The sequence below is a fragment of the Schlesneria sphaerica genome (genome assembly GCF_044336245.1).
Taxonomy (GTDB): Bacteria; Planctomycetota; Planctomycetia; order Planctomycetales; family Planctomycetaceae; genus Schlesneria; species Schlesneria sphaerica.
Genome location: NZ_CP172346.1, coordinates 6,390,077 through 6,415,459, shown reverse-complemented (window position 1 = coordinate 6,415,459; position 25,383 = coordinate 6,390,077). Strand labels below are relative to the sequence as shown.

General features: G+C 56.8%; 18 protein-coding genes. 16 read left to right on the top strand and 2 right to left on the bottom strand.

Translation table 11 applies throughout. From position 1 onward, the window contains the following. Positions 1-85: 85 nt before the first annotated feature. On the bottom strand, positions 86-565 hold the full coding sequence (locus ACGY09_RS23050; RefSeq protein ID WP_373652624.1) for a universal stress protein: 480 nt from the start codon (positions 563-565) through the stop codon (positions 86-88). 491 nt (positions 566-1,056) lie between these two features. Between ACGY09_RS23050 and ACGY09_RS23045 the strand changes: the two genes are divergently transcribed. From ACGY09_RS23045 to ACGY09_RS23000, 10 genes are all read left to right on the top strand, one after another. Further along, positions 1,057-2,022, top strand: coding sequence for a DUF1559 domain-containing protein (locus tag ACGY09_RS23045; RefSeq protein ID WP_373652625.1), 966 nt, complete (start codon positions 1,057-1,059; stop codon positions 2,020-2,022). Between the two features lie 101 nt (positions 2,023-2,123). After that, a complete protein-coding gene (locus ACGY09_RS23040; RefSeq protein ID WP_397569604.1) occupies positions 2,124-2,537 on the top strand; it encodes a hypothetical protein in 414 nt (137 codons plus the stop codon). Between the two features lie 286 nt (positions 2,538-2,823). Further along, positions 2,824-4,770 (top strand): acetate--CoA ligase, encoded by a 1,947-nt coding sequence (acs, locus tag ACGY09_RS23035; protein ID WP_373652627.1) that lies wholly within the window; start codon positions 2,824-2,826, stop codon positions 4,768-4,770. 779 nt (positions 4,771-5,549) lie between these two features. Continuing rightward, positions 5,550-7,088: a ribonuclease Y gene (gene rny, locus ACGY09_RS23030; RefSeq protein WP_397569603.1), complete on the top strand. Its 1,539-nt coding sequence runs from the start codon at positions 5,550-5,552 to the stop codon at positions 7,086-7,088. Between the two features lie 96 nt (positions 7,089-7,184). Further along, the gene (locus ACGY09_RS23025) at positions 7,185-8,090 is read left to right on the top strand and encodes an SGNH/GDSL hydrolase family protein (RefSeq protein ID WP_373652629.1); all 906 of its coding nucleotides are present in this window, start codon (positions 7,185-7,187) and stop codon (positions 8,088-8,090) included. Positions 8,091-8,126: 36 nt separating this feature from the next. Next, the gene (locus ACGY09_RS23020) at positions 8,127-8,777 is read left to right on the top strand and encodes a TlpA family protein disulfide reductase (protein WP_397569602.1); all 651 of its coding nucleotides are present in this window, start codon (positions 8,127-8,129) and stop codon (positions 8,775-8,777) included. A gap of 239 nt (positions 8,778-9,016) precedes the next feature. After that, positions 9,017-10,045: an alpha/beta hydrolase family protein gene (locus ACGY09_RS23015; RefSeq protein ID WP_397569601.1), complete on the top strand. Its 1,029-nt coding sequence runs from the start codon at positions 9,017-9,019 to the stop codon at positions 10,043-10,045. A 116-nt stretch (positions 10,046-10,161) separates the two neighbouring features. Further along, complete coding sequence (locus tag ACGY09_RS23010; RefSeq protein ID WP_397569600.1) at positions 10,162-12,048, top strand: hypothetical protein; 1,887 nt, start codon at positions 10,162-10,164, stop codon at positions 12,046-12,048. Between the two features lie 12 nt (positions 12,049-12,060). Beyond that, positions 12,061-12,555, top strand: a complete 495-nt coding sequence (gene moaC, locus ACGY09_RS23005) for a cyclic pyranopterin monophosphate synthase MoaC (RefSeq protein ID WP_373652633.1) — start codon at positions 12,061-12,063, stop codon at positions 12,553-12,555. Positions 12,556-12,861: 306 nt separating this feature from the next. Then, positions 12,862-13,962, top strand: coding sequence for a 3-oxoacyl-ACP synthase III family protein (locus tag ACGY09_RS23000; RefSeq protein WP_373652634.1), 1,101 nt, complete (start codon positions 12,862-12,864; stop codon positions 13,960-13,962). A gap of 170 nt (positions 13,963-14,132) precedes the next feature. On the opposite strand, the gene ACGY09_RS22995 is transcribed toward ACGY09_RS23000, so the two are convergent. Continuing rightward, complete coding sequence (locus ACGY09_RS22995; protein WP_373652635.1) at positions 14,133-15,074, bottom strand: LysM peptidoglycan-binding domain-containing protein; 942 nt, start codon at positions 15,072-15,074, stop codon at positions 14,133-14,135. A gap of 441 nt (positions 15,075-15,515) precedes the next feature. On the opposite strand from ACGY09_RS22995, the gene ACGY09_RS22990 reads away from it, so the two are divergent. The 6 genes from ACGY09_RS22990 to ACGY09_RS22965 all read left to right on the top strand — a co-directional run bounded on the left by ACGY09_RS22990 (position 15,516) and on the right by ACGY09_RS22965 (position 25,365). Beyond that, positions 15,516-16,253 carry an HAD family hydrolase gene (locus ACGY09_RS22990; protein ID WP_373652636.1) on the top strand — a complete coding sequence of 246 codons (738 nt, stop codon included), beginning with the start codon at positions 15,516-15,518 and terminating at the stop codon, positions 16,251-16,253. A gap of 183 nt (positions 16,254-16,436) precedes the next feature. Further along, positions 16,437-18,314, top strand: a complete 1,878-nt coding sequence (locus ACGY09_RS22985; RefSeq protein ID WP_397569599.1) for a polysaccharide biosynthesis protein — start codon at positions 16,437-16,439, stop codon at positions 18,312-18,314. 222 nt (positions 18,315-18,536) lie between these two features. Then, entirely contained in the window at positions 18,537-19,574 is a 1,038-nt protein-coding gene (locus tag ACGY09_RS22980) for a ComEC/Rec2 family competence protein (RefSeq protein WP_397569598.1), read from the top strand. A gap of 36 nt (positions 19,575-19,610) precedes the next feature. Beyond that, positions 19,611-20,387: a biotin--[acetyl-CoA-carboxylase] ligase gene (locus ACGY09_RS22975; RefSeq protein ID WP_397569597.1), complete on the top strand. Its 777-nt coding sequence runs from the start codon at positions 19,611-19,613 to the stop codon at positions 20,385-20,387. A gap of 390 nt (positions 20,388-20,777) precedes the next feature. After that, entirely contained in the window at positions 20,778-23,852 is a 3,075-nt protein-coding gene (locus ACGY09_RS22970) for a DUF1553 domain-containing protein (RefSeq protein WP_373652640.1), read from the top strand. An 82-nt stretch (positions 23,853-23,934) separates the two neighbouring features. After that, positions 23,935-25,365 (top strand): DUF1501 domain-containing protein, encoded by a 1,431-nt coding sequence (locus ACGY09_RS22965; RefSeq protein ID WP_373652641.1) that lies wholly within the window; start codon positions 23,935-23,937, stop codon positions 25,363-25,365. Positions 25,366-25,383 lie beyond the last annotated feature (18 nt).

Below are 25,383 nucleotides of genomic sequence, written 5' to 3'. Positions count from 1 at the left end.
ACAGAGTCGAGAAACGAAAAGCGGAGCTTTATGCCGCTCGCACAAAGCTCCTGCCGTGGAAATGGGGATCACGAAGACAATCGACTTACATCATGCGCGGTGCCAGGACCGGCATATTCCAGGGCCGTTCCATCGGCGGTTCTCCCGGATCCCTGTCCCGGATACAGAGGACAGGACAACGGGCATCTCGCAGCACCGCTTCCGCCACACTACCGAACAGAAGATGGTGCAGCCCGGTCCGTCCATGAGTCCCCATCACAATCAGGTCGCATTGATGCTCCTGACCGATCCAGCAGATCACCGGGGCGGGGGGGCCGGCATGGAGAACTCGCGACAATTTATCCCCCAGCGGAGAGCCCACCAGCACGTCATCGAGCTGCTCCTTGATCTTGGGGTCTTCCGGATGTTTCTGCCCTTCTGCCGTCCAGTTCACAGGCGCTTCAAACGCATGGAGCAAGATCAGTTCAGCATCCAGGTCGATCGCCAGATTCTCGGCGTAGCGAACCGCCTTTTCGGAGGACCGCGAAAAATCCGTGGCACACAGGATTCGTTTCACCGATCGCATGGTTGCACCTCTGTCTAGGAAGGAAAAGTCACTGCTATCCTGAATACTCCCCCTGAGTGTACCAATTTTGGCTGCCCAACACCTTTACGAAGCACGTCACCAGCGAGCACTTGTTGCATGGTCACAATGAAATCAGGGGGTTGTGTGCCATGAAATCGGGGACGTGGGAAAACGCAGTGGCTGCTCGTGCTTTGAGGTGCGTCTGCACCGTGTGATGGGGTAAGGGTCCGCCAGTGGCACACGAACGCCGATTGCGGACAAATCACGATACCGGCCCTCTTCTCGCCGGTCACCAGAGGGATCACCCGTTCCCTCGCTGCCGGTTTCTGGACTCGCTGACGAATGTGGTTGGAGGGACCGTCCCAGAGCCCAAAGGATTTTTTTGGTGCAGAGCAGTCTTGAAGTTTCTAAAAATGCACACTATCATTTTTGAGTACTAGAAATTTCCCCCGCCAACGCCACAAAACACATTGGGGAGAATCAGGAGAAGTATGCGTCACAGAAGAGCGTTCACGCTAATTGAACTCCTGGTGGTGATCGCCATCATTGCGGTGCTCATTTCGCTGCTGCTGCCAGCGGTCCAGCAGGCCCGTGAGGCCGCGCGGATGACACAAAGTCGCAATAATCTCAAGCAGATCGGCTTGGCACTTCATAATTACGCCGACTCACATTCGGTGTTTCCGGCAGCTTACCTGGCCGACACCAGCCATCCGCAACGGGACCCCACCACCTACGATGGCCCCAACGGATTCGCGTGGGGCGCGATGATCCTGCCGCAACTCGATCAATCCCCGATGTATTTTCAGCTCAGGACGGATCGCCCCTGCTGGGACCCGGTCCAGGGGAATGTCGTTCGCATGAACCTCCCTGTATTTCTGAATCCCTCGGCGACGAATTCCACCGGCCCGTTCGACGTCAAAAATGCAAGCGGTACAGTTCTGGCCACGTTCGGCCGTTCTCACTACGTAGCGAACGCAGGCCAGGAAGAGCCCTGGGGAATTCAGGCCCTTGATTTTGGCTCGATTGCTGACGGTCCCATGTACCGAAACTCCCGAACCCGGCCCGCGGATGTAACCGACGGTTTATCCAATACCGTTTTCATCGGTGAGCACAGCATGGTCAGTGACAAGACCTGGGTGGGAGTGGTGCCCGGCGCGACTGTCTGCACGATTAATCCTTCCCGTTTCCCCATTACAGCCTGCGATCGAGCAGCGACGCTGGTGAATGTCCATTCGGGCCCCTCATCCGCTGAAATCGACCCTGTGACTGGATTCGCCCCGATTCATCCTCCCAACAGTCCACTTTGCCATGTCTGCCAGATGTATTCACCGCACACCGGCGGCGCTCATGTTTTGCTGGGGGACGGCAGCGTCCGATTCATCTCCCAGTACATCCATCAGCCCACATGGGCCGCCCTCTCCAGCTGTCGCAAAGGCGAAGTTGTCGGCGATTATTAAGTCGCCGCGACGGCTGCGTGCTGAAGTTGCCTCGCTCGCGTATGACAAAAACGGAGCAGGAACGCACCCCCCATGCAGCCCTCTGCAAACAATCCACTCGAATGACTCAAGACACCATGCGAACTTACTCGATTGATCAGAGCAACCACCAGCGACTGTGGGTTCGGAACGGGGCCATCGGCCTGCTGCTGGTCGCTGGTCTGATCTGGCTGGTCCAATGTTGGCGATATCCCCCCGTTGTCGCGACCGACAACCTCAGATACATCCAGCTCCTGCGAACGGCCATCTCCTCGGAACGTCCCGACTGGGTCGCCAAAGTGAAAGAGGCGATTGACTCTCGCTATGACGAAGGAGAGATGTCCGACAAGGAGCGAGCACATTTTGATCAGATCATCAGAATGGCCGAGGCCCAGGAATGGAAAACAGCTCATAAAGTCTGCTTTCAGTTCGAGGAGTCGCAATTAAGTCGCCGTCGCAGCAGTGCTGCCCCCCACGCGGATTCGCATGACCATTGAGCGGATCCGTTGACGCAACGGGCGCGACAAGGGATTCTTCGGTATTGGGCATGCAATCGGAAGCAGACACGCTCAGACGAGTCAGCAGCGCGCTCAGGGGACAATTTCGGCTGAAAACGCAACAGTACACCGTCCGTAAAATCAGTACCCGTTGCACTCTGTGCCAGTTTCGGCCCCGACAGTTCTCGGTTGCATGGAATTCGTTGACGAATCCGGGTTTAATCCTCGCCCACGAGGTAAATATCCATTTAATTCGATCTTAAGCGCGATTCCGGAGACGACATCGATGTCCAGCGAAAATATTCAAAGCGTTCTTCAGGAAACTCGGTCGTTTCCACCGCCAGCCGAATTCACCAAGCTGGCCAATATCAATTCGGAAGCGCAATACCAGCAAATGTGTGAGCAGGGAAAGTCTGATCCCTCCGCATTCTGGGGTGAACTGGCCAACAATCTGCACTGGTTCAAAAAGTGGGACCACGTCCTTCAGGGAACCATGCCCGACACGAAATGGTTCACCGGTGGCAAGATCAACGCCAGCTACAACTGCCTCGACCGGCACCTGACCAGTTGGCGAAAGAACAAAGCCGCGATCATCTGGGAAGGTGAACCTGGCGACACGCGAGTTCTGACGTATCAGGACCTGCACCGCGAAGTCTGTAAGTTCGCCAATGTCCTGAAGAAACTCGGGATTACCGCGGGCGATCGCGTGACGCTTTACATGCCCATGATCCCCGAACTGGCCATCGCGATGCTGGCATGTGCACGCATCGGTGCCACGCATTCGATCATTTTTGGCGGTTTCAGTTCTGATGCTGTCGCCGACCGTAACAACGACGCACAGGCCAAGCTGATCATCACCGCCGACGGTAGCTGGCGACGTGGCAAGGAACTGTTGCTGAAGCAGGCCGTCGACGCCAGCCTGGAAAAATCACCTTCGGTCGAGCGGGTTGTCGTGGTTCGCCGCATGGGCACACCGGTCCACATGGTCCCGGATCGTGACTACTGGTGGCACGACCTGATGTCAGACGTCGCATCCGACTGCGACCCCGTCGAACTGGATGCCGAACATCCGCTGTTTATCCTCTATACCTCGGGAAGTACGGGCAAGCCAAAGGGAGTGCTGCACACCACGGGCGGCTACCTGCTCGGAACAATGATGACCTCAAAGTGGGTCTTCGACTTGAAAGACGAAGACACCTACTGGTGCACCGCCGACATCGGCTGGATCACTGGCCACAGTTACATTGTCTACGGGCCTTTGTGTAACGGCGCGACCTCAGTCATGTACGAAGGGGCTCCGAACTGGCCCCACGAAGGCCGTTTCTGGGAAATTATCGAGAAGTACAAGGTCAACATCTTCTATACGGCCCCCACGGCGATTCGCGCCTTCATCAAGTGGGGTGACGAGTGGCCAAACAAGTACGACCTCTCCAGCCTGCGTCTGCTCGGTTCCGTCGGTGAACCCATCAATCCGGAAGCGTGGATGTGGTATCACAAGGTCATCGGCCAGGAACGCTGCCCAATCGTCGACACCTGGTGGCAGACCGAAACCGGTTCGATCATGATTTCGCCGCTGCCCGGGGTCACAGCGACAAAGCCGGGAAGTTGTACTCGTCCCCTTCCTGGTATCGTTGCTGAAATTGTTGACAAAGAAGGGAACCCGCTAGGCCCCAACCAGGGTGGCCTGCTGGTCATGAAGCAGCCATGGCCATCGATGCTGCGAACGCTGTACGGTGACCATGATCGCTTTAAGCAGACCTATTTCAGCACGATTCCCGGCTGTTACTTCGCAGGGGATGGTGCGCGAAAGGACGAGGATGGCTATACGTGGGTGATGGGGCGCGTCGACGACGTGCTGAACGTCGCCGGTCATCGTCTGAGCACCATGGAAGTCGAATCAGCACTCGTTGCTCACGCCGAAGTGGCGGAAGCCGCCGTGGTGGGCTTCCCTCATGACATTAAAGGTGAAGGGATCTGCTGCTTCGTTTCCCTCAAGAGCGGCAGCGGCAGCGAATCGCTCGAACGTGAGTTGACGGCGCATGTCCGTAAGCAGATTGGGGCACTGGCGACCCCGGACAAGATCCGGTTTACCCCCGCATTGCCCAAGACACGTAGCGGGAAAATCATGCGTCGTCTGCTGCGGGACATCGCGGCGGGCCGCGAATCGGCAGGGGACACCACGACACTGGAAGACATCAGCGTCCTGGCAAAACTGCGCGAGCAGGAAGAGTAATCGACGAAGATTTCGTCCAGGTTCAGTAGTGAATTGGCAGCCCACCGTCATGCCGGACGCGGACGGTGGCGCTGTCCAGATCACGCCCAGGGGTCATACAAGTTCTCCAAAGCGGCAGTCTGTCGATATTGCCAGCTCGGGGGCTGTTGATCAAATGGGGCTGATAAAAGCTGTTTCAGCCTTACGGTTGAACGCAGATCAACGTTTGTTAGTATAAGACAGTCAATTTTTGGTGATTGTCACCGACAGGTGACGTATTTCCAGAAGCAACCGGGCCGAAGATGGTTCGGAGTTGATTGGTTTGATGGCATCCGTTCTCGGTTGCCTGCCGCTTAGCGATTCATTTCGGAAAGTGCCAGGATGTTTTCATTTCTTGGCGAATCGATCGGTTTATTGCTGACCTTTCTCTGGTGTATCTCCTGGAGAACCGTAGAGAAGCTCGACGGGGCCGTGAAGGGCTTTGTTTGGCGTTTCGACACATGGCTGCGTAAGTCGTCCGATTCGCCCCAGCAAACGATGGCCTTGTTGTGGTCGTCAGTCGGTCCACCGAAGGAGCTGACGACGTGGCCATGGTCGTTGTTTTGGCCGACATCTCTGGTGCGGGTCCGTGTTCCAGCACGCCGCTCAGTCCGCTGATTTCGTGATGCTCAGCCAGTTTCTCTGAATCGCGACGCGTATTGCGATCGCGCATCGTCGGCACACGCTTACGCCGAACGAATCCTGCGTTCTGTGCGAGGTCCGGAGGCTTCTGTTGCCAGGATCGTGAAGGGCGCGTACGTATGGATATGATTTCAATTCTGCTGGGGCTGGTCCTCGGCGGTGCAGCAGGCTTCTTTGCGGAGCGAATGATTCGCGGTTCCGCGTATAAATCGCGCGACGAGATTCTCGAGCTGGCCAAACGCGATGGCGAAAACCTTCGCAAAACGGCTGAACTGGCCGCCAAGGAAGAAGGCCTGCGACGACGCGAAGAGATCGAAAAAGATCTCAACGCCATGAAAGATGAAATTCGCAATCAAGAGCGAAAACTTGATAAACGAGAAGCGTCCCTCAAGGATCAGCTGGACGACATCGCCAAGAAAGAGCGGATGCTCGAGGCGACCCAGCTCAAGCTGACCGAACGCGGAAAAGTCGTTGAAGCCAAGGAAAAAGAACTCGAAAAGATCATCAAGCAGGAACAGGAACAGCTCTATAAGATCAGCGGGCTGGACCAGAAGACCGCGACCGCCATGCTGCTGGATCAGCTCGAACGCGAACTCAAGAACGAAACCGGTGGATTAATCCTCAAGCACGAAGCCGAGCTCCGACAACAGTCCGAGAAGCAGGCTCGCGAAATCATCGGTATGGCGATTCAGAAATACGCCTCGGCCCATACGTCCGAGACCACGGTTTCGACCGTCGATATCCCCAACGACGAGATGAAAGGTCGCATCATTGGTCGTGAAGGCCGGAATATCCGGGCGTTTGAAAAAGCAACCGGCGTTGACGTCATCGTCGATGATACTCCGGGCGTTGTGGTCGTCTCTGCATTCGACAGTGTCCGCCGCGAAACGGCCAAGCAGTCGATGGTCAAGCTGATTCAGGATGGCCGCATCCATCCCACACGCATCGATGAAATCGTTCTTGAAACGCAAAAGGAAATGGAAGAGTTCATTCGCCGGCAGGGGGCGGAAGCGGCCCAGGAAGCAGACGTTCCTAACCTGCACGAAAAGCTGATCGATCTGATGGGTCGGCTCTACTTCCGAACCAGTTACAGCCAGAACGTCTTGCGGCACTCCATTGAAGTGGCCCACCTCACCGGGATGATGGCTGTTCAACTCGGCCTGAATGGAAACCTGGCCCGACGCTGTGGTTTTCTGCACGACATTGGCAAAGCGGCCGACCACGAAATGGAAGGGGGACACCCCGCCGTCGGAGCCGAATTGCTGAAACGTTACGGCGAAAAAGGGGAAGTCGTCCACGCCGCCAAAGGGCATCACGACGATATCCGTCCTGAATACATCTACACAGTCCTCGTGGCAGCCGCCGACGCCTGCTCGGCCTCACGACCGGGTGCTCGCCGTGAAACGCTCGAGAAGTACGTCCGCCGTCTTGAAGAACTCGAAACGCTCGCCTGCGGGTTCCCGGGTGTCGAACAAGCCTTTGCCGTGCAGGCGGGACGCGAAGTCCGCGTCATTGTGAATCCCGCGGATGTCAATGACCGTGAAGCCGCCAAGCTATGCCGGGACCTCGCCACGGCGATTGAACAGACACTCACCTACCCAGGTGAAGTGAAGGTGACTGTCTTGCGAGAGACCCGCGTCATCGAGTATGCCAGATAGGTCTATCGTTCAGAGTGAGGGACACTCTCCGGCCTCGAAACGGGATCAGCCCCCGTTTCAATCGGCTCGGACGTCCTCAAATAGGGAAGGTTTGAGATGGGTCGCTGTTCTGTCGGATATGTACTGCTTCAGTCAATCACACTGCTCGCGATGGGATCGTTGGCGATCGCCAAGGACTCGCCCCCGAAACTGGAACTGCGGGACGGGGACCGCGTTGTCTTTCTGGGTGGTACCTTTATCGAACGCGAAGGCCAGTTCGGCTATCTCGAGACCGCCTTGACGACAGCATGGCCTGACCGAAAAGTGACGTTCCGCAATCTGGGTTGGAGCGGAGACACCGTCTGGGCGGAAAGCCGAGGCATCTTCGAGCCCCCTCAGGTGGGATACCAGCGGATGATCGAGCTGATCACGTTACTCAAGCCGACCCTGGTTGTGATGGGATACGGACAGAACGAGTCTTTCGCGGGCGAGGCAGGGGTCGGAAAGTTTGTCGCTCAGTACGAAAAGCTTTGCAATGACGTCCAGGCAACCGGAGCTCGACTGGCTTTCATGACGCCGCACAAGTGGGAACGACCCAAGTCACCTCTGCCCGATGCGAGTCGTCAGAATGGCACGCTGGCCATCTACGCCGCCGCCGTTCGCGATCTGGCCGCCCGACGAAGTGCCCCGGTCATCGATCTGTTCGAACTGCCAAAACCGACAGCGAATCTCACCGAGAACGGACTGCATTTTGGACCGTTTGGCTATTCCCAACTGGTCACGGCGATTCAGATTCAGCAGGGCTGGCCACGCCTTTCCCCCAGTGATGAAAAAGGGGAACTCATTCGCCAGAAAGTTGTGGAAAAGAACATGCAGTTCTTCCATCGCTGGCGTCCCCAGAACATCACTTACCTGACCGGATTTCGTAAGCACGAGCAGGGTAACAACGCAGTTGAAATCGCTCAGTTCGATCCAATCGTAGCACGAATCGAAGGCGAAATTTCCGAGCTCAACAGCAAGTAACCCCTGAAACAGGTCGAATAAATGATTCGCAGCAGAATGATCTGGGTATACTTGATCGCCGTCGGCTTCATCGAAGGATGCAGCGGCGCAGCAGGGGTGAGCCATTCCGGTCCTGCCCAGACGCCCACCGAGGCAACCGCACCCGCAGCGGCAGCCGTGGTGAACGATGGTCAGGTCACGGAATCCCAATCCGTGTCCGACGAAGCGACGCAGGCCAAGCCACAGAACTCAGTGGATCTGATCGACTCCACCTGGGCCGAACTGCAGACGCTGATCGCCGAGCACAAGGGAAAGATCGTCGTCGTCGATATGTGGTCGACGGCGTGCGAACCCTGTATGACTGAGTTTCCCCACCTGATTTCATTGCATCAGCGGTTCCCGAACGATGTCGTGGCGATCTCATTCGACGTCGACTACGCCGGTATCAAGAACAAGCCGCCGGAATTCTACCGGGAACGGGTCCTGAACTTCCTCGGTTCCCAAGTCGAAAATCAGGTCCTGCACCGGATGAGTACCGTCGCGGCAGATGAATTGTTCGACGAAATTAAACTCGATTCCATCCCCGCCGTCTTCGTTTATGGACGCGACGGAGAATTGCTGAAACGATTCAGCGGATCGGTCGACGGCAGCGAAGGGGTCTCGTACGAAAAACAGGTCCTTCCCTTTGTCGGTGATCTGGTAAAGTGATCTGCCTGGCAAGTGCCGTCCCGGAAGTACGTTCCACCGATTCTTCACATCCGCCCAAAGATTATCAGATCGCTGGAATCCGTCAGGGTGCATCGTGTGAAACCGGATTCAGCGCGAGAGGGTCATCTATCATGTACCCGGATCACAGTTGGCTCCCGCCCCGTTGATATCGGGAAAGTTGATGTCGGGAAAACCGTGAAGCGGGCGTCACTCAGAAACATCGCCGAAGGAGAAGTGTCATGGACGTTCGCTCGCTTGGGTGTTTGTTTGTCTTGCTGACCGCTTCCGCCGGATGGTCTGAGAATTTTGTCCCGCTTCAGAAGTATGAAGCAGCGGATGGACTGAATGCCGGCGACGAAACGTCTGAGGACGCACGGCAGTGCCTTGTGGATCTGTCGTGGAAGCCCGTCAGGTTCGAAGTGACCGTCCAGCCGAACGAGCACCCGCTGGATCCATCGATCGTCCGATTCCCGTCGCCCCGTCCCTCGGGTATCGAAGTCAACGATCTGGTGGCGCTCGAGTGGTATTCGGCCAAGAACGAGAAGAACGAAGTCATCGAGGCCCCGGCCGTCATTGTCGTTCACGAATCCGGGTCACGAATGGAAGTCGGTCGGCTGATTGCGAAGGCCATCCACGCGCAGGGTCTGCATGCCTTCATGATCCATCTGCCCACTTATGGGCTGCGGCGTCCGGAACACACCAAGGACAAGCCCGCCGCGGAACTCGTCTTCAACATCATGAAGCAGGGGATCACTGACGCGCGACGTGCGCGTGATGCCGTCGCCGTACTGCCTCATGTCGACGCGAGGTCGATCAGCATCCAGGGGACCAGTCTCGGAGGATTCGTCACCGCCACCGCGGCAGGACTCGACCGTGGATTCTCAACCGTCCACATCATGGTCGCCGGAGGAAATCTCTATGAACTTGTGCTCAATGGTAAACGAGAAGCGGGAAAATTGCGGGAAACGCTGGCAGAAGCGGGGATCCAGGGCGATCAATTGAAAGAGCTGTTCGCTCCGATCGAGCCGATCCGGTTAGCACACCGCTATGATCGCAATAACACGTGGCTTTACACCGCCAGTCAGGATCAGGTGGTCCCCCCGCACCACGCCGAAGCGCTGCGTAAAGCCGCTGGTCTGGATGAAGATCATCAGATGATCCTGCCTGCCGACCACTACACGGGGATCGTTTATACGCCGATCATCGTGCAGGAAATCGCGAAGAAAATTCGCCGGGAATTGTCCTCACGCGAACAAAAAACTCCCTAGAATAGAGTGACCGATCGGAACGCGATCTCACTGTGCAAGCTGCAACGATACCGGCCGAACTCCTGACGGAATGGGGTTCAGCAAGTATCAACGATTCACTCTCGCTTCGGGCAATTATGAACGCACTGCAATTCAGCGACCGAATCTGGTCCCTGCCGATCATTCATGGCAGTGGTGACTTCGCCATCGAAGTCCGAAGAACGATGCTGACCGGTCAGTTCGACTGCCTGGCAGTTCCACTTCCCCCTTCGTTCCAGGAACATGTGGAACGAGGAATCGCCTTCCTGCCCAGCGTCTCGTTCGCTGTTCAGCGAGAAGATGCCGGAATCGAAGTGAAGGAATGGTCGCCAGCCGAAGAGAGCGACAGCGAGGCTGAGTCAGATGCTCAACGCCCGGTCGCCAGCTATGTACCGATCGACCCCTGCCAGGGAGTGATCGCCGGATTGCGGTTTGCCATTGAGGAACGCATGCCGCGGGCGTTCATTGACCTTGAGACAGCGAAATTTGAAGCCTACTTCGGCGTTCTGCCCGACCCGTATGCGTTGAAACACGTGTCGGCCGAAAAATTCGCAACCGCGATCCTGCCCAGCATTCCGCGAGTTCACGAAGGACAACCCCGCGACCGGGTGCGGCACATGGCGGCGCGATTGCGTGAACTGGAGCAGCAACACAAGAAGATTCTGTTCCTGTGCTCGCTCCTCGACTGGCCCTGGATCCGCGAAGCCTACGTGGAGCAGACCGTCTGCGAACGGACAGACGATGAAGTAGAACCGACCGGCCTGTACTCCGTCGATCCTTCAACTCTGATTTTTGGACTGGGAGAGCTTCCCTACATTACAGGGCTTTACGAACAGGCCCGATCCGAGTTACTTGAAGACGAAAATCTATCGATTGATGGCGTCAAGGATATGTTGCTGGCCGCCCGCGACCGGTACGAGTCGAACCTGGGCAAGCGTGCCCGCAAGATCACGCCCAAACTGCTGCGGGTGTATTTGCAGTACGTCCGAAATCTGACACTGACAGAACGCCGATTGTCTCCCGGTCTTTATACGCTCATCATTGCCGCTAAACAGATCGCCGGAGATCAGTTCGCGATCGCCCTGGCCGAAACTGCTCGCGAGTACCGGTACACCGGTCGAATTCCATTCCCCGCCATTCAGTTGGGAATCGATCGTGGTCGCCTGCCGGATGGGGAAATCTTGACCCTGAAGAACCGATTGCCGGGTCAGGCACTGGAATGGCGTAGCTGCCAATTGAAGCCTCAACCTCCGAAACCCCTGCAGCAGGACTGGCTGATGCGATGGAATCCCCACCGTCAGTGCAGTTGGCCGCCAGAGGATGTGTCCATTGAGAAATTCCGAACCCACGTGAAGGATACCGCACTGAACCTGCTGGGATCGGATCTGGCCCGGAACGAAAAATTTACCACCAGCCTGAAGGACGGCCTCGACATCCGCGAGACGCTCAGGAACTGGCATACCGGTAATCTGTATGTGAAGGTCTTGCCGCCGACTCGAGGCACACTGGACTGCGTCGTGATGTTGTTCGACAGCCCTGCAGATCCACGGGACTACCCCTGGCGAGTCACGTGGCACGCCGAACATCACGACGAATCGACTCTGGCGTTGTTCGCGACCAGTTACCTTAACGAGTTTGTCGGACCAGGAATTGGACAAGCCACCTACGGGGGCGCCGTATTCCTGTTTCCCCCCAGACCGATCCCGGATATTTGGACAGATCGTCGCTTCGACTTCACTGACACTCTGGAAGAAAGAGCGCTGGCGGCGGCTTGTTTCCATGCCAGAGAAAGACATATTGCGCTGCTCAGCCAGGGTCCACCGGGGCCCGCATGGCGGCGTCTGGCGAAACGGTATGGAAAAAAGCTGATTCATGTGCCGCTGGCAAAATTCAGCCAGGAAACGATTCAGCAGCTTCGTGTTTTCCATGTGCTGAACGGTCAGCAGGTCCGCAGTTTCGCCGCCGAGTTCATCCGGAAGGTCTGAGAAAGTTCCTCAATGTCTGAACTGGTACATTTCAATGAGCACGGCCACAGCCGGATGGTCGATGTTGGCGCCAAAGGGGTCACGTTACGCTTAGCACGCGCTGAGAACATCGTAACGATGAAACCAGAGACATTGCGGTTGATTCTTGAGCGACGGGTGGCCAAGGGAGACGTTTTTGAAGTCGCCCGACTGGCGGGGATCATGGCCACCAAGCGAACGGCCGATCTGATTCCGCTGTGTCATCCACTGGGAATCGATGGGGTGGATGTTTCGATCAGCGAAGTGGATGAATGCCGTGTCAAGATCGAGGCCACGGTGCGTGTCACAGGGAAGACCGGGGTCGAAATGGAAGCCCTTACCGCCGTGACAGTCGCGGGGCTGACCATCTATGACATGTGCAAGTCGGTAGACCGCAGCATGACTCTCGGCCCAGCCCGCCTGCTCGAAAAACTAGGTGGCAAGAGTGGCCATTTTCAAGTGGATGAGTTGTCCGCTGAGCACGCCTGACAGCCCCTGCGGGGATCGCCATGGGAAGGGCTCGTTGACCGTCAAACTCTGATCCATCTTGCTCAATCGGAGAAAATTCCCATAATCTCTCAAACTTGTTGAACTTCCGTTGATATGCCTCATGTTCGCTGGTTTGCAGGAAAAACGGTCGATATACTCAGGCAGCCCATTCCTATCGCGGGGCAATCATGAATTGCTCCGCCTCACGGACGTCTTCAGTGGCGAGTGGGATTCATCAATTGAGGTTTTTCAGGATCTCGGCAGAGTCGAGTGTGTCAGGCGATTCGCCGGTCGAGGATGCGATCCATGTACGATAGCGGTGTTTCACGATCGACTAACAGTCAGGGGAATGTTTTGGATACCCCTCCAGGAAACCTCCCGCATCGCAGCACCGAATCGAAATCGAGTTGGACAAAACGGACCCGGTCGCTTTTAGGCGTACAAGTGGTTGGTACCGGCTCTTACGTTCCTGACCAGATTGTGACCAACGCCGATCTGCAGGCGAAGTTTGGATACGATCCCGCCTGGATCGAACAACGAACGGGGATTCTCGCCCGCCGGTATGTCAGTGAAGGGCAGGCGACCAGCGACCTCTGTATCGAAGCAGCCCGCAGGGCCATGCGGAATGCCCGTGTTGACCCCCGCGACATTGATCTGGTCGTTGTCGGAACGTTTACACCGGATTATCAATGTCCGACGACGGCCAACCTGGTTCAGGAAGCGCTCGGTATCGACGCCCCCGCCATGGATCTGCACGCTGCCTGCTCGGGATTCGTTTACGCACTGACGACAGCAGCGCAGTATGTCGCCACCGGTAACAGCCGAATGGCACTCGTCATTGGCGGCGACTGCAACAGCCGTATCGTGAATCCACTCGATCAGAAGGTCGCTCCACTGTTCGGTGATGGTGCCGGCGCCGTCCTGCTGACCCGTGGTGATTCGCATCAGGGTCTGATCTGCTACCAGCTTGGTTCCGACGGCGGGGGTGGTTGCATGCTGGACCGGCAGGCGGGGGGAACGAAGAAGCCGATTACTCACGAAGCACTGGATGCGGGAGAGCACTTTCTGCAGATGGACGGCCGTAACGTCTTCAAGTGGGCCGTTCGTGCTGTCGCTGACAGTATTGAAGTCGTGATGCGCAAGACGGGACTGTCACCTCATGACGTCTCACTCTACCTGCTCCATCAAGCCAACATGCGCATCATCAATAACGTTGCCGAACAACTGGCCATTCCGGTCGACAAGATGTTCAATAACCTGCCCAATTACGGCAACACCTCGGGCGGTTCAATCCCCATTGCCCTCGACGAAGCTTATCGAGCGGGCAGAATCTCGCGCGGCGATACGTTGCTCATCAGTGGCTTCGGCGCTGGACTCACCTGGGGCACTTGCCTGTTCCGCTGGTAAGTTGTTCAACCAACGAACCTCGCTTTTCGATAGGCCTACTCTCTCTGCATTGAGCGAGTAGGCTTTTCGTTTTACGGCCGGGACACTTGCTTGCTTCAGCCAGTCAACAGAACGTCTCTGCTGCTGACCGAAGGCGCCCGAGGAGGTACATGCCCAGCACTTCAGCGAACCTATTCCCGTCCAACCTGCGACTGGAACGGCTTTGCGAGATGAGTAAACCGCTTGGCCGGTTGAAACTTTCTTTCGCTCAACGGAGTCTCGGGCTGCTCACGTGGTCCCTGCGTCGGCTGTGAATCAGCCTGCTGCCCTGCGGAGAGGGGCGGGGCGAGCACCCCTGGTTTTTCCTCTTGAACGGTGACGCCTGCGGTGGCTTCTTCGATGTCGATTTCTCGAATGGTCACAGGTGATTTTGAACGGGCATCAGGCAGAGACGGCCCCTGGACTGCGCCGCGCGACGAAACGTCCTGAGCTTCGGGAAGCCGTAATGTCATGCCAACGCGAACATCATTCGGATCTTTGAGCTGATCCTGATTCGCGGCGAACAATTCCTGAAAGCGACTTGAGCTGCCCAGCACCTTCGAGGCGATCGAGGAAAGGGTCTCGCCCCTCTGAACAACATGGACGCGACTGTGGGACTCGGTGTCGTGCAGTGGACGCGCAGATCCGGAACGTCCCTCGGGGGGATCAGTAATGGCGTTACCACGACGGACCAGCCCTTGTGGAACAGGAACTCGAATGGGTGCCAGCTCTTCCACATCCGCGTCGATCAGGCTGGCCGTGGGGCCTCCCCTACCGGTCAAATTCTTGCTCTTTTTACCTGTGAAAGCGTCGACTGGGCTCCAAGACGATCCGACATGGTCCTCAGTGCCGTCAACCTCCTGACCGTACTGGGAAACATGGCGTGTCCGGGGCTGGTTGGCCGCTTCAACAATTTCGATCCCTTTGAGATAGGGCCGTGTTGAACGTTCCGCAATCCAGTCGTCCAGTTCCTGGGCTCGTTGCAGTCGAGGCGTTGCAGGCAATTCGCGGGTCTCATTTCGAAAGAAAAGAGCTGCGCATGCTCCGATAAGGAGCACTCCAAGTGCCAGACCGATTCGTTGATCCTGGTGCATCCCTAACTCCTATAATTGTCCCGATTCATTACAAGAATGGGTCAAACCCCGGAGATGTGCTCCGAGAACTTGCTAAAAAAATGGGAGAGGGGCACGTTCCTTGAGAACTCTTGATTGATTTAACGATCAGCCCGGACAGAACAGTTGGAATAGGGATGTCAGTTGGTCCGATTGAAGCGACGACACATGAAAGTCCGTCCAGCACACTGCAATTCGCAAACGAAGAGGGGATTCGGGGCATTTTCACTAATGAGACGACGGTGCCGCACCACGGGAATTGACGGACGAGAAGACCGCAGGTAACGAAAAGGAGGCCGACTGAGACGGGGCTGACTAGAATCCGCTGAGATGTCAAAAATTGATTCAGGTCGCCGTCGGTGAACTGCAGGGATTCTTGCACAGACGATGGAATCAGATAATGGACAGAAGGATGAGCTTTTTATGCAACTGACTGAGGTTCATCGTGGTCTGAACGCAAAGCAGTTCAAGTGGATCGTGTTTGATGCCGTCGGAACTCTGATTCGGCCAGAACCGTCCGTTGCCACAGCGTACCATCGTATTGGCAGCCGTCACGGGTCTCGTCTCTCCGTCACGGAAGTGAACGAACGATTTCGCCGGTCGTTTCGACGCAGCGAGACAGAATTCTTTCCCAATCGTCCGGTCTCTAACGACATCTGGTCATCGAGTGACGAGATCGAACTCGCACGGTGGCGCTGGATCGTGGCCGAGGTCCTGCCGGACGTCAACGATGTGGACCACTGCTTTCAGGAACTTTGGGACCACTTCGCAGACCCCGTCTCATGGTTTTGCTTTGACGAGGTCGGCGTGAGTCTCCAGTCGCTGCGCGATGCCGGTTGCCGTCTGGCGATTGCATCGAATTTTGATTCGCGTCTGCATTCCGTTTGTGAAGGACATCCCGCGCTCCGGTTGATCGAGCAACGGTTTGTCTCATCAGAACTTGGCTATCGGAAACCCGCTCAACAGTTTTACACGTCAGTCATCGGACAATGCGGTGTGGAACCGGGTGACATTCTCATGATCGGCGACGACCCCTCCCATGACGTTTCAGGACCGATCGCAGCGGGCATGAAAGCACTTTTGATCGACCGCAGTTCCACCGATTCAAGTCCCGATACGATCCGTTCACTTTCGCAACTCATTCCTGCAAATCCTGCATGAGATCGGTATGGACAGGATTCTTTCGATCCAATATACCCCTCGCCTCTCTAGCACAGTTCCTATCTCAATTCTCATGGTTCGGCCAGAACGGTCGTGAGTGTCGCGTTGTCTCCAAACGCGCCCGTCACGGTCTTCTTCTGTCTCGCAATCTCCCTTCGAATTCGATTCAGAGAGTACCACTCGATGAAATATCGACTCGTTGCTACATTGCCAGTCTACCTGGCACTGTACACGCTATCACTCGCAGCGGCATTCTTCCTCCGATTCGACTTGGAGATCAGCGAAGATCTGACCAGCCGATTGTGGGAGTCACTTCCCATCGCGCTTGTGGTCAAGGGGACCGTGTTTACTGCCACGCGAGAATGGCGGCGGCGACACCGCTACACGACGATGAATGATATCGTCTCAATCGTAGCGACAGCCAGCCTCAGTTCGGCGATTCTGCTCACTGCTCACCTGATGGACCTGATCGGTACCAGTCTGCCTCGATCTGTCATCGCCATCGATTGGCTGCTCACAGTAGTTGCGACAGGAATGCTGCGAACCACTGTCCGTGTCGCAATCGAAAGTTCTCACTACCGTCCGTCTCGACCTGAAAAGCTGCGGGCGATTGTCTTCGGTGCTGATCCCAATTCCATCTCGATTCTTCGCGCGCTGCAGTCGGCCAAATCCGAGTACAAAGTCGTTGCCATGTTGGATCAGACCGGGGCAACAGCCAAGTCATTGATTGGTGGTGTTCCCGTCGTCAATGCGAAACGCGGGATCGCCCAGATTGCCGATCGGTTCAGCGCCAGCCACTTGCTCATCCCCAGCGGAGTCGAAGGGAAGACCGTCCGCGAACTGCACGCTGTCTGCCAGGAAAATGAACTGACCGCCCGCGTGATTCCTGATGTGAACGAAATTGTCGCCGGTCGAGTCAAGCTGACGATCCGCGATGTGACAATTTCGGACCTGCTGCGGCGTGAACCGACTCTCCTGGACATGGCCAGCATTACCGGCTGCATTGCCGAGAAAACCGTCCTGGTCACCGGTGCGGCGGGGAGTATCGGATCCGAATGCTGTCGACAGATTGTCGATCTGAAGCCCAGGAAACTGATCCTGGTTGATCAGTCCGAATTCGGGATGTTCCAGATCGAGCAGGAACTGGTCGCACGAAAAATTACCGATGTCGAATTGATCTACGTGATCGTCGACATCAACGATCAAATCACACTGGGACGTGTCTTTGCAGAACACCTGCCCGATCTTGTCTTCCACGCTGCGGCATACAAGCATGTGCCGCTGATGGAACACAATGTTCAGATTGCCATTCGCAACAATATCCTCGGCACCAAATCGATTGTCGACCTTGCAGACCGGTTTGGTGTCGATCGATTTGTCATGATCTCGACCGATAAGGCAGTTCGTCCTACCAGCATCATGGGATCCACGAAACTGGTCGGCGAAAAATACCTTCAGGCTGTCGCCAGCAAGTCCCAGACAAAGTTCATCACCGTTCGATTTGGGAATGTGCTCAACTCTGCTGGAAGTGTGGTACCGACATTCCGTCGCCAGATTCTGGAAGGGGGACCGATCACGGTGACCCATCCCGAGATGACGCGGTTCTTCATGACCATTCCCGAAGCCGTTCAGCTGGTCCTTCAGGCCGGTGCGATTGGCGGTAACGGACAAGTGCTGATTCTGGACATGGGCGAACCTGTGAAGATCGTCGACCTTGCTCGCGATATGATCAGCCTGTCAGGACTGCGCTATCCGGAAGACGTCGACATCGTGTTCACCGGACTGCGACCAGGTGAGAAGATGTACGAAGAGCTGTTCTACGGAAACGAGACCACGGCGAAGAAAGTCCACGAAAAGATCTTCTGCGCCGAACGTGAACCCATCAACGCAAGTGCGGTCAAACGGCACATTCTGGAATTGGAGCAAGCGTCACGTGGCAGTGCCGACGAAGCACGGCAGGCAATCCAGGCGGTCATTGCGGACTACGTCGATCAGGACGAAGCCACGCCGATGATCCATCAGTTCCAGCCATTCGCTGCTCCGACGCGCAAAGCCGCTTGATATTGCGAGTCGTGTCCGGCCCCTCATCACTTCTCGCCATTCGGGAGGGGGGGGGCGGGACCGGGCATCACATCCGGCAAGTTGAGGTCGTTCGAATCCGGGTGTGGATTCCCTCGAGGCACGACTGCCGGTCTCGTAAAATCGACCCCTGCGGAGTGGAGGCGAACTCACGCGAGCGATATGGTGCTTACGGTTCGAGAAATCATTCCGTAAGGGTACCCCATGAATCGACTCGCGATCGCAGCCTGCCTCTTCCTTTTCGGCACCTTGCCACTGTTTGCGGGATCCGACGATGGTCGGCTGGACCTGTACTTCGTGGACGTCGAAGGGGGAGCAGCCACGGTGATCGTCACTCCACAGGGAGAATCGATCCTGATCGATTCTGGCTATCCCGACAACGGAGGACGTGATCGCGATCGAATTCTTGACGTCTTGAAGAATGTCGCCAGACTGGACCACCTCGACCACGCCGTCGTCTCTCACTGGCACCTGGACCATTTCGGCAACCATGCTGAAGTCGCCTCGCTGTTCAAGATCGCTAACTTCTGGGACCGCGGAATTCCGGACTTACTCTCAGAAGACCCCGGATTCACCAATCGCGTCGCCCCATATCGATCAGCCAGCCAGAATCGTTCCAAGACACTCAAGGCGGGCGATTCGATGCCGCTCAAAGCCGGGGTCACTCCATTGACGGTCAAGGTGCTGACCGCCAGCGGCGAAGTCATTCCCAACACGGGCGAGCCTAACCCTTTCGCAGCCGAGCATCATCCTCAACCCGAGGATACATCCGACAACGCGAAGAGCATCAGTCTGCTGCTCACCTTCGGCAAGTTCAAGTTCCTGTGCTGCGGCGACCTGACATGGAACACCGAAGCCAAGTTGATGACGCCCAACAATCCCGTCGGTCCGATCGAACTGTTCATGGCAACCCACCATGGACTGAACGTCAGCAATAATCCGGTGATGGTACTGGCGCTCGATCCACGAGTTTGTGTCACCTGCAACGGACCGACCAAGGGAGCCGATCCTGAAACCATCGCAACGTTCAAGCGGATCAAGTCCCTTCAGGCAATGTACCAGTTACACCGAAATGTCCGACTGGCGGAGAAAGATCAGGCTCCCGCCGAGAACATCGCCAATCAGGTCGAAACCGCCAAGTGCACTGGAAACTGGATCAAGGCGTCAGTGGCAAAAGACGGAACGTCCTATACCATCCAGGTCGGCCCCCAAGGGAAGCCACGCACATTTGAAACACGATAGCGACGCCTCGTGAAGAAAGGTTTCTGCGGAACAATTGTGATTGATACAGCACGTCTGCTCGCCGAAACCTGTGTACGCAAAGTCGAATGGTTGGATGAAGTTGGCTCAACCAATGATCGCGCATTGCAGCTCTCCATCGGTCCCTTGATCGAAACGCCTTATCTGGTCGGGGCAGATCGTCAGTGGGCTGGCAGGGGGCGAGGATCCAACCAGTGGTGGGGTGCGGATGGATCACTCATGTTCTCCATCGTCGTGGGGATGTCTGCCCTGAATCTGACACCAGCCGACTGGCCGCATTTTTCACTGGTCACCGGACTGGCCATCGCAGAGACGCTCTCGAAAACGCTTCCAGGGGCGAATGTAGGACTGAAATGGCCTAATGATGTCTGGCTGGAAGGCCGCAAGGTCAGTGGGATCCTGATTGAACAATGCGAACGTCAGTCCGATCGCCTGATCGTGGGGGTGGGACTGAACGTCAATAACTCGTTCGCAACAGCCCCCGCTGAACTGAAAGGAATCGCGACGTCGATGGTCGATGCGGCCGGAGGAACGGAATTCTCGCGAACCGACGTCCTGATTACGTTCCTCACGTGCTGGAGCGAACTGACGGAGCAACTCGCCCGGAACAAGTTGAGTCTCGTGGAGCGCTGGTCACGACTGTGTGTGCTCACTGGCCATCCTGTCACGCTGACAAATGGAAACCAGGAGACGATGGGCGTCTGCGCAGGGATCGACGCCGACGGCGCCCTGCTGTTACGAACCGCGTTCAACCTGGAACGACACTATGCGGGGACAGTCCGGCGACTGGATTAGTACCATGAATCTGGCTTGATGTCGCTGATTCTGCGTCACAGTCCGCGAACCGTGATCGGGAACAAATCGGGTAGGGAGACTCACGCTCAATCAATTCCGAAACCAAACTGTCGACAAACTCGCCAGAGTCACAAACACCGCCATGCAGTTGACCGGTTTCCGAAAGTGAGGTGGCGACGTTCGGGCGAAGGAATGATCCTTCGATTGTGCAATTGAGGACTGTCCCGAATCGCGTTCCCTGATGAACAAACCTCAGCGAACGGCAGACCGCTCTACTGAACAAAACAATCCCCGCCGTTGTGCTGGGTTGTGCTACCTTTGTAAGATAATGTTCCGCCCGAATTCTTCGCCCCATATGCCCCGACGTTGCTCTCGGAGTGGTGACGGCCGGTGCTCAGCGCTGACGAGGTCATGCCCGCCATGAAATTGAGTTCCTCTGTAGCACGGTCCATCCTGAGTCCCGGCCTATTTGGCTGGATGTCTCTGCACCTGGTCACGGGTCTCGCGCAAGCCCAGACCATCGACTATCAGCGAGATGTCCAACCCATCCTGGCCGAGCACTGCACTCACTGCCACGGCGGTGACGAAGGAACAAGACACGGCAGCCTGAGACTGGACGTGCGCGAGACGGCATTGAAGGGAGGAGATTCGGGAACTCCTGCGATCGTCCCCGGTCAGCATGACCTCAGCGAACTGATCCGCCGCGTGACCTCGACCGACACCACGCAGGTCATGCCTCCACCAAAAGAAAACAAACCGCTTTCCCCTCAGCAAATCGACACCCTCAAAAAATGGATTGATGAGGGAGCCAAATACGCGGCACACTGGGCCTTTGTCCCGCCACAGAAAATCAAGCTCCCGGAAGGTGGTTCCCCTCATCCCATCGATGCGATCGTGGCTCAGCATCTACAGAAACGAGGTCTGACACCTTCACCTCGTGCTTCGAACGAAGTTCTCTGCCGCCGGCTGTATCTGGACCTGGTCGGATTGCTCCCCACCCCCGCTGAACTCGACGCGTTTGAGAAGAACGGCGTCGAAGCGACAATTGAAGGATTGCTGAAGAGTGACCGATTCGGAGAGAAGTGGGCTCGCCACTGGCTCGACGCCGCTCGCTATTCCGATACGAACGGGTACGAAAAGGATCTGTCACGTGACCAGTGGATCTGGCGTGACTGGGTGATCAAGGCACTCAACAAAGACATGCCGTACAACCAGTTCGTCATCGAACAGATCGCGGGTGACCTGCTGCCGGGTGCAACGCAGGAACAGATCATCGCCACCGGCTTTCTCCGTAACAGCATGCTGAACGAAGAAGGAGCGATCATCGCCGAAGAGTTCCGGATGTTTGAAATGTTTGATCGAGTCGATTGTGTGGGAAAAGCCGTTCTGGGCCTTTCGACGCAGTGTGCCCAGTGCCACTCCCACAAATTCGATCCCATCTCGCATGACGAATACTATGGGATGTTCGCATTCCTCAATAATTCCTATGAAGCCCAGTCATGGGTCTACACACCCGAGCAACAGCAGCAAATCGATCAGGTCACCAATTCTCTTCGCGTGATTGAAGATCGAATTCGGACTCAGCGCCCTCAATGGCAGCAGGAAGTTGCTCAATGGGAAAAAGAGGTTCTTGCCAAACAAGTCGACTGGGCGCCGCTGATCGCGATGGAAATGGGAAGTGTCAGTGGCCTGAATCACCCGACGCAATTGAATGACCATTCATTCCTGATGCGCGGACACCCCAGTAACGACGTCTTCTTCGTGGGTCAGCCAGACCTCAAAGGTGTTACCGGCATCCGTCTGGAAGCCCTGACTCACGGGGACCTGCCCTTTGGCGGTCCGGGACGCGGGCCAGCGGGGGTGTGGGGCGTGACCGAGATTCATGCCTCGATCCAGAAGCCCGGAAGTAGCGAGTGGGAAAAGCTGAAACTCGTTAACGCCACCGCAGACTTCTCGGAACCAGACCAGAAAGAAGATAAGAAGTCACGCGGACCCGTCGCCTATCTGATTGACGGAACCGATGACACGTCGTGGGAAGCAGACCGTGGAATTGGCCGTCGCAATCAGCCGTCCGTTGCCATTGTCCAATTTGAACAACCACTCGATCTCCCCCCCGGAACCAAGTTCAAATTCGCGATGAATACGAACGACATGCTGGTTTGTGCCCGGATCAGCACGACGACGGCTCCCGCACCGGCCGCATTGCCGATCGACTACGCGGCCATCCTGGCGATCAAGGTTCCTGCAGAGCAACGTACCGCCGAGCAACAGGCCGCGATCTTCTCGGCTTGGTCTCGCTCAATCCCCGAACTCAAACCGATCACCGACGAGATCGACGCCCAGTGGAAACAATTTCCGACGGCTCTCACCTCCGTCCTTCATTTGAAGGAACGCCAGAACAACTTCGTCAGGCCGACATCTCTGCTCGATCGCGGTGGCTGGGACCAGCCGAAGCACGTTGTTCAGCCGCATACTCCCGCTGCCCTGCACCCGTATAACAGTGTCTACCCGCCCAGCCGGCTGGGGTTTGCTCAGTGGCTCGCGGCACCCGAGTCTCCCTTGACCGCTCGCGTGGCCGTCAACCGCGTCTGGCAGGCGATCTTTGGCGAGGGGCTGGTCGAAACGTCAGAGGACTTTGGAACCCGGACGGTGGTCCCTGAGTACCGGGATCTCCTGGACTGGCTGGCAGTCGACTTCATGGAGCATGGCTGGAGCCAGAAGCATCTGATCCGAACGATTGTCACCAGCACCACGTACCAGCAGAGTTCGACCATGTCGCCCGAACTTCGTGAGCGGGATCCACGCAATCAGTGGCTCGCCCGGGGACCCCGGTTCCGCGCCGAAGCCGAAGTCGTTCGCGATATCGCTCTGTGTGCAGCAGGACTTATCAGCCACAAAATTGGAGGACCGGGAATCATTCCTCCCGTTCCTCAGAACGTACTCGATTACAACTATGTCTATCCGACGTTCTGGAAGCCGGCTGAAGGGCCGGAACGATACCGGCGGACGGTTTACGTCTTCCGCAAACGGTCGATGCCTGATCCCGTGCTTTCCAGTTTCGATGCACCGAACAGCGACTTCAGTTGTGCTCGGCGTGTGCGGTCCAATACTCCGCTGGCGGCGCTGGCAGGACTGAACGAGATCATCTTCGTCGAGTCGGCTCAGGCCATGGCCCTCCGCATCCTGCGAGAAGGTGGTCAGGACGACGCCCAACGGGCCGACTACGCATTTCGTCTGTGTACCGCGCGAAAACCTACAGATGAAGAACGGACCGAGATTCTTTCGCTGCTGAAATCGAGGCGGCAACGATTGGCAGATGGTTGGCTCGACATTCGCGAAGTCGCGACAGGCGATTCCACAAAGCTGCCAGCAATTCCCGCCAACGCAACCCCTCAGGACGCCGCCGCCTGGACGCTCGTTTCACGAGTCCTGCTGAATCTGGACGAGACGATCAATAAAAACTGACAATCAATCCACGGTTCTCTGATCCCGAAGCAGACTGGGCCAAATTCCTGCGGAATCACATTTAACCACGAGGCTGGTCGAGATGACACAACAGAATGAATTGAAGACTGCGATGGCCCGGTATCTCAGCAGACGCTGGTTCCTGCGTGACTGCGGCGTCGGTCTGGCCGGGATCGCTGCCGGTGCTTTGGCGGCTCGTACCGGATTGAGTGCCTCTTCTGCGCCCAATCCGCTCGCGGTCCGGCAACCGCACTACCCCGCCAAAGCCAAACGTGTGATCTACATGTTCAACGCCGGGGCTCCGAGTCATCTGGAGTTGTTCGACAACAAACCGGAACTGAGTAAACGGGATGGCCAGCTGCCTCCGGCAGACTTGCTCAAAGGCTACCGGGCTGCGTTCATTAACCCGAACTCAGCCCTGCTGGGACCCAAGTTCAAGTTCGAACGACACGGCAAATGCGGCATGGAACTGAGCGAAGTTCTTCCGCACACGGCCAGTATTGCCGACGACATCTGCCTGATTCGTTCGATGCAGACAGATGCAGTGAACCACGCACCTGCTCAGATCATGATGAATACCGGGTCGCAACAGTTCGGCCGCCCCAGTTTCGGATCGTGGACTGTGTACGGTTTAGGGACCGAAAGCCAGGAATTGCCCGGTTTCGTGGTACTGACGAGTGCCAAAGGAACCAGCGGCGGCGCGAGCAACTACGGCTGTGGCTTCCTCCCAACCATGTACGGCGGAATCCCATTCCGCAGCGCCGGGGATCCCGTCCTGTACCTCTCCAATCCTCGCGGAATCGATTCCGAGACACAGCGTGCATCACTGGATGCTCTGCAGCGGCTCAACCAGTTGAATCTGGAAACCGCGGGCGATCCTGAAACTGCGGCCCGGATCCAGAGCTACGAAATGGCCTATCGACTTCAGTCGAGCGCACCGGAACTGATGGACCTGAAGAGCGAATCGAAAGAGACGCTCGACATGTACGGCGTGAAAGACCCCAACGAATCCAGCTACGCCCGCAACTGTCTGCTGGCGCGTCGCCTGATCGAACGGGGTGTCCGCTTTGTACAGCTCTTCCATGAAGCGTGGGATCATCACGGAAACCTCACAGCAGGTGTCAAACAAAATGCCATCGACACCGACAAGGCCAGTGCGGCTCTTGTGCGTGATCTCAAACAGCGGGGATTGCTCAACGATACCCTGGTCGTGTGGGGGGGCGAGTTTGGGCGGACCCCGATGGTGCAGGGGGGGAACGACGGTCGCGATCACCACAACCGCGGGTTCAGCATGTGGCTGGCGGGCGGGGGCATCAAAGCGGGACACGTCCATGGTCAGACGGATGAGTTCGGCTTCAACGTCGTCGCCGACCCCGTCCACGTCCACGACCTGAACGCCACACTGCTGCATCTGCTGGGTTTCGACCATACCCGGCACACTTACCGGTTCCAGGGTCGCGACTATCGCCTGACAGACATCCACGGCAACGTCGTCGAGGGGATTCTCGCCTGACAGGAGACCCCTGGATGC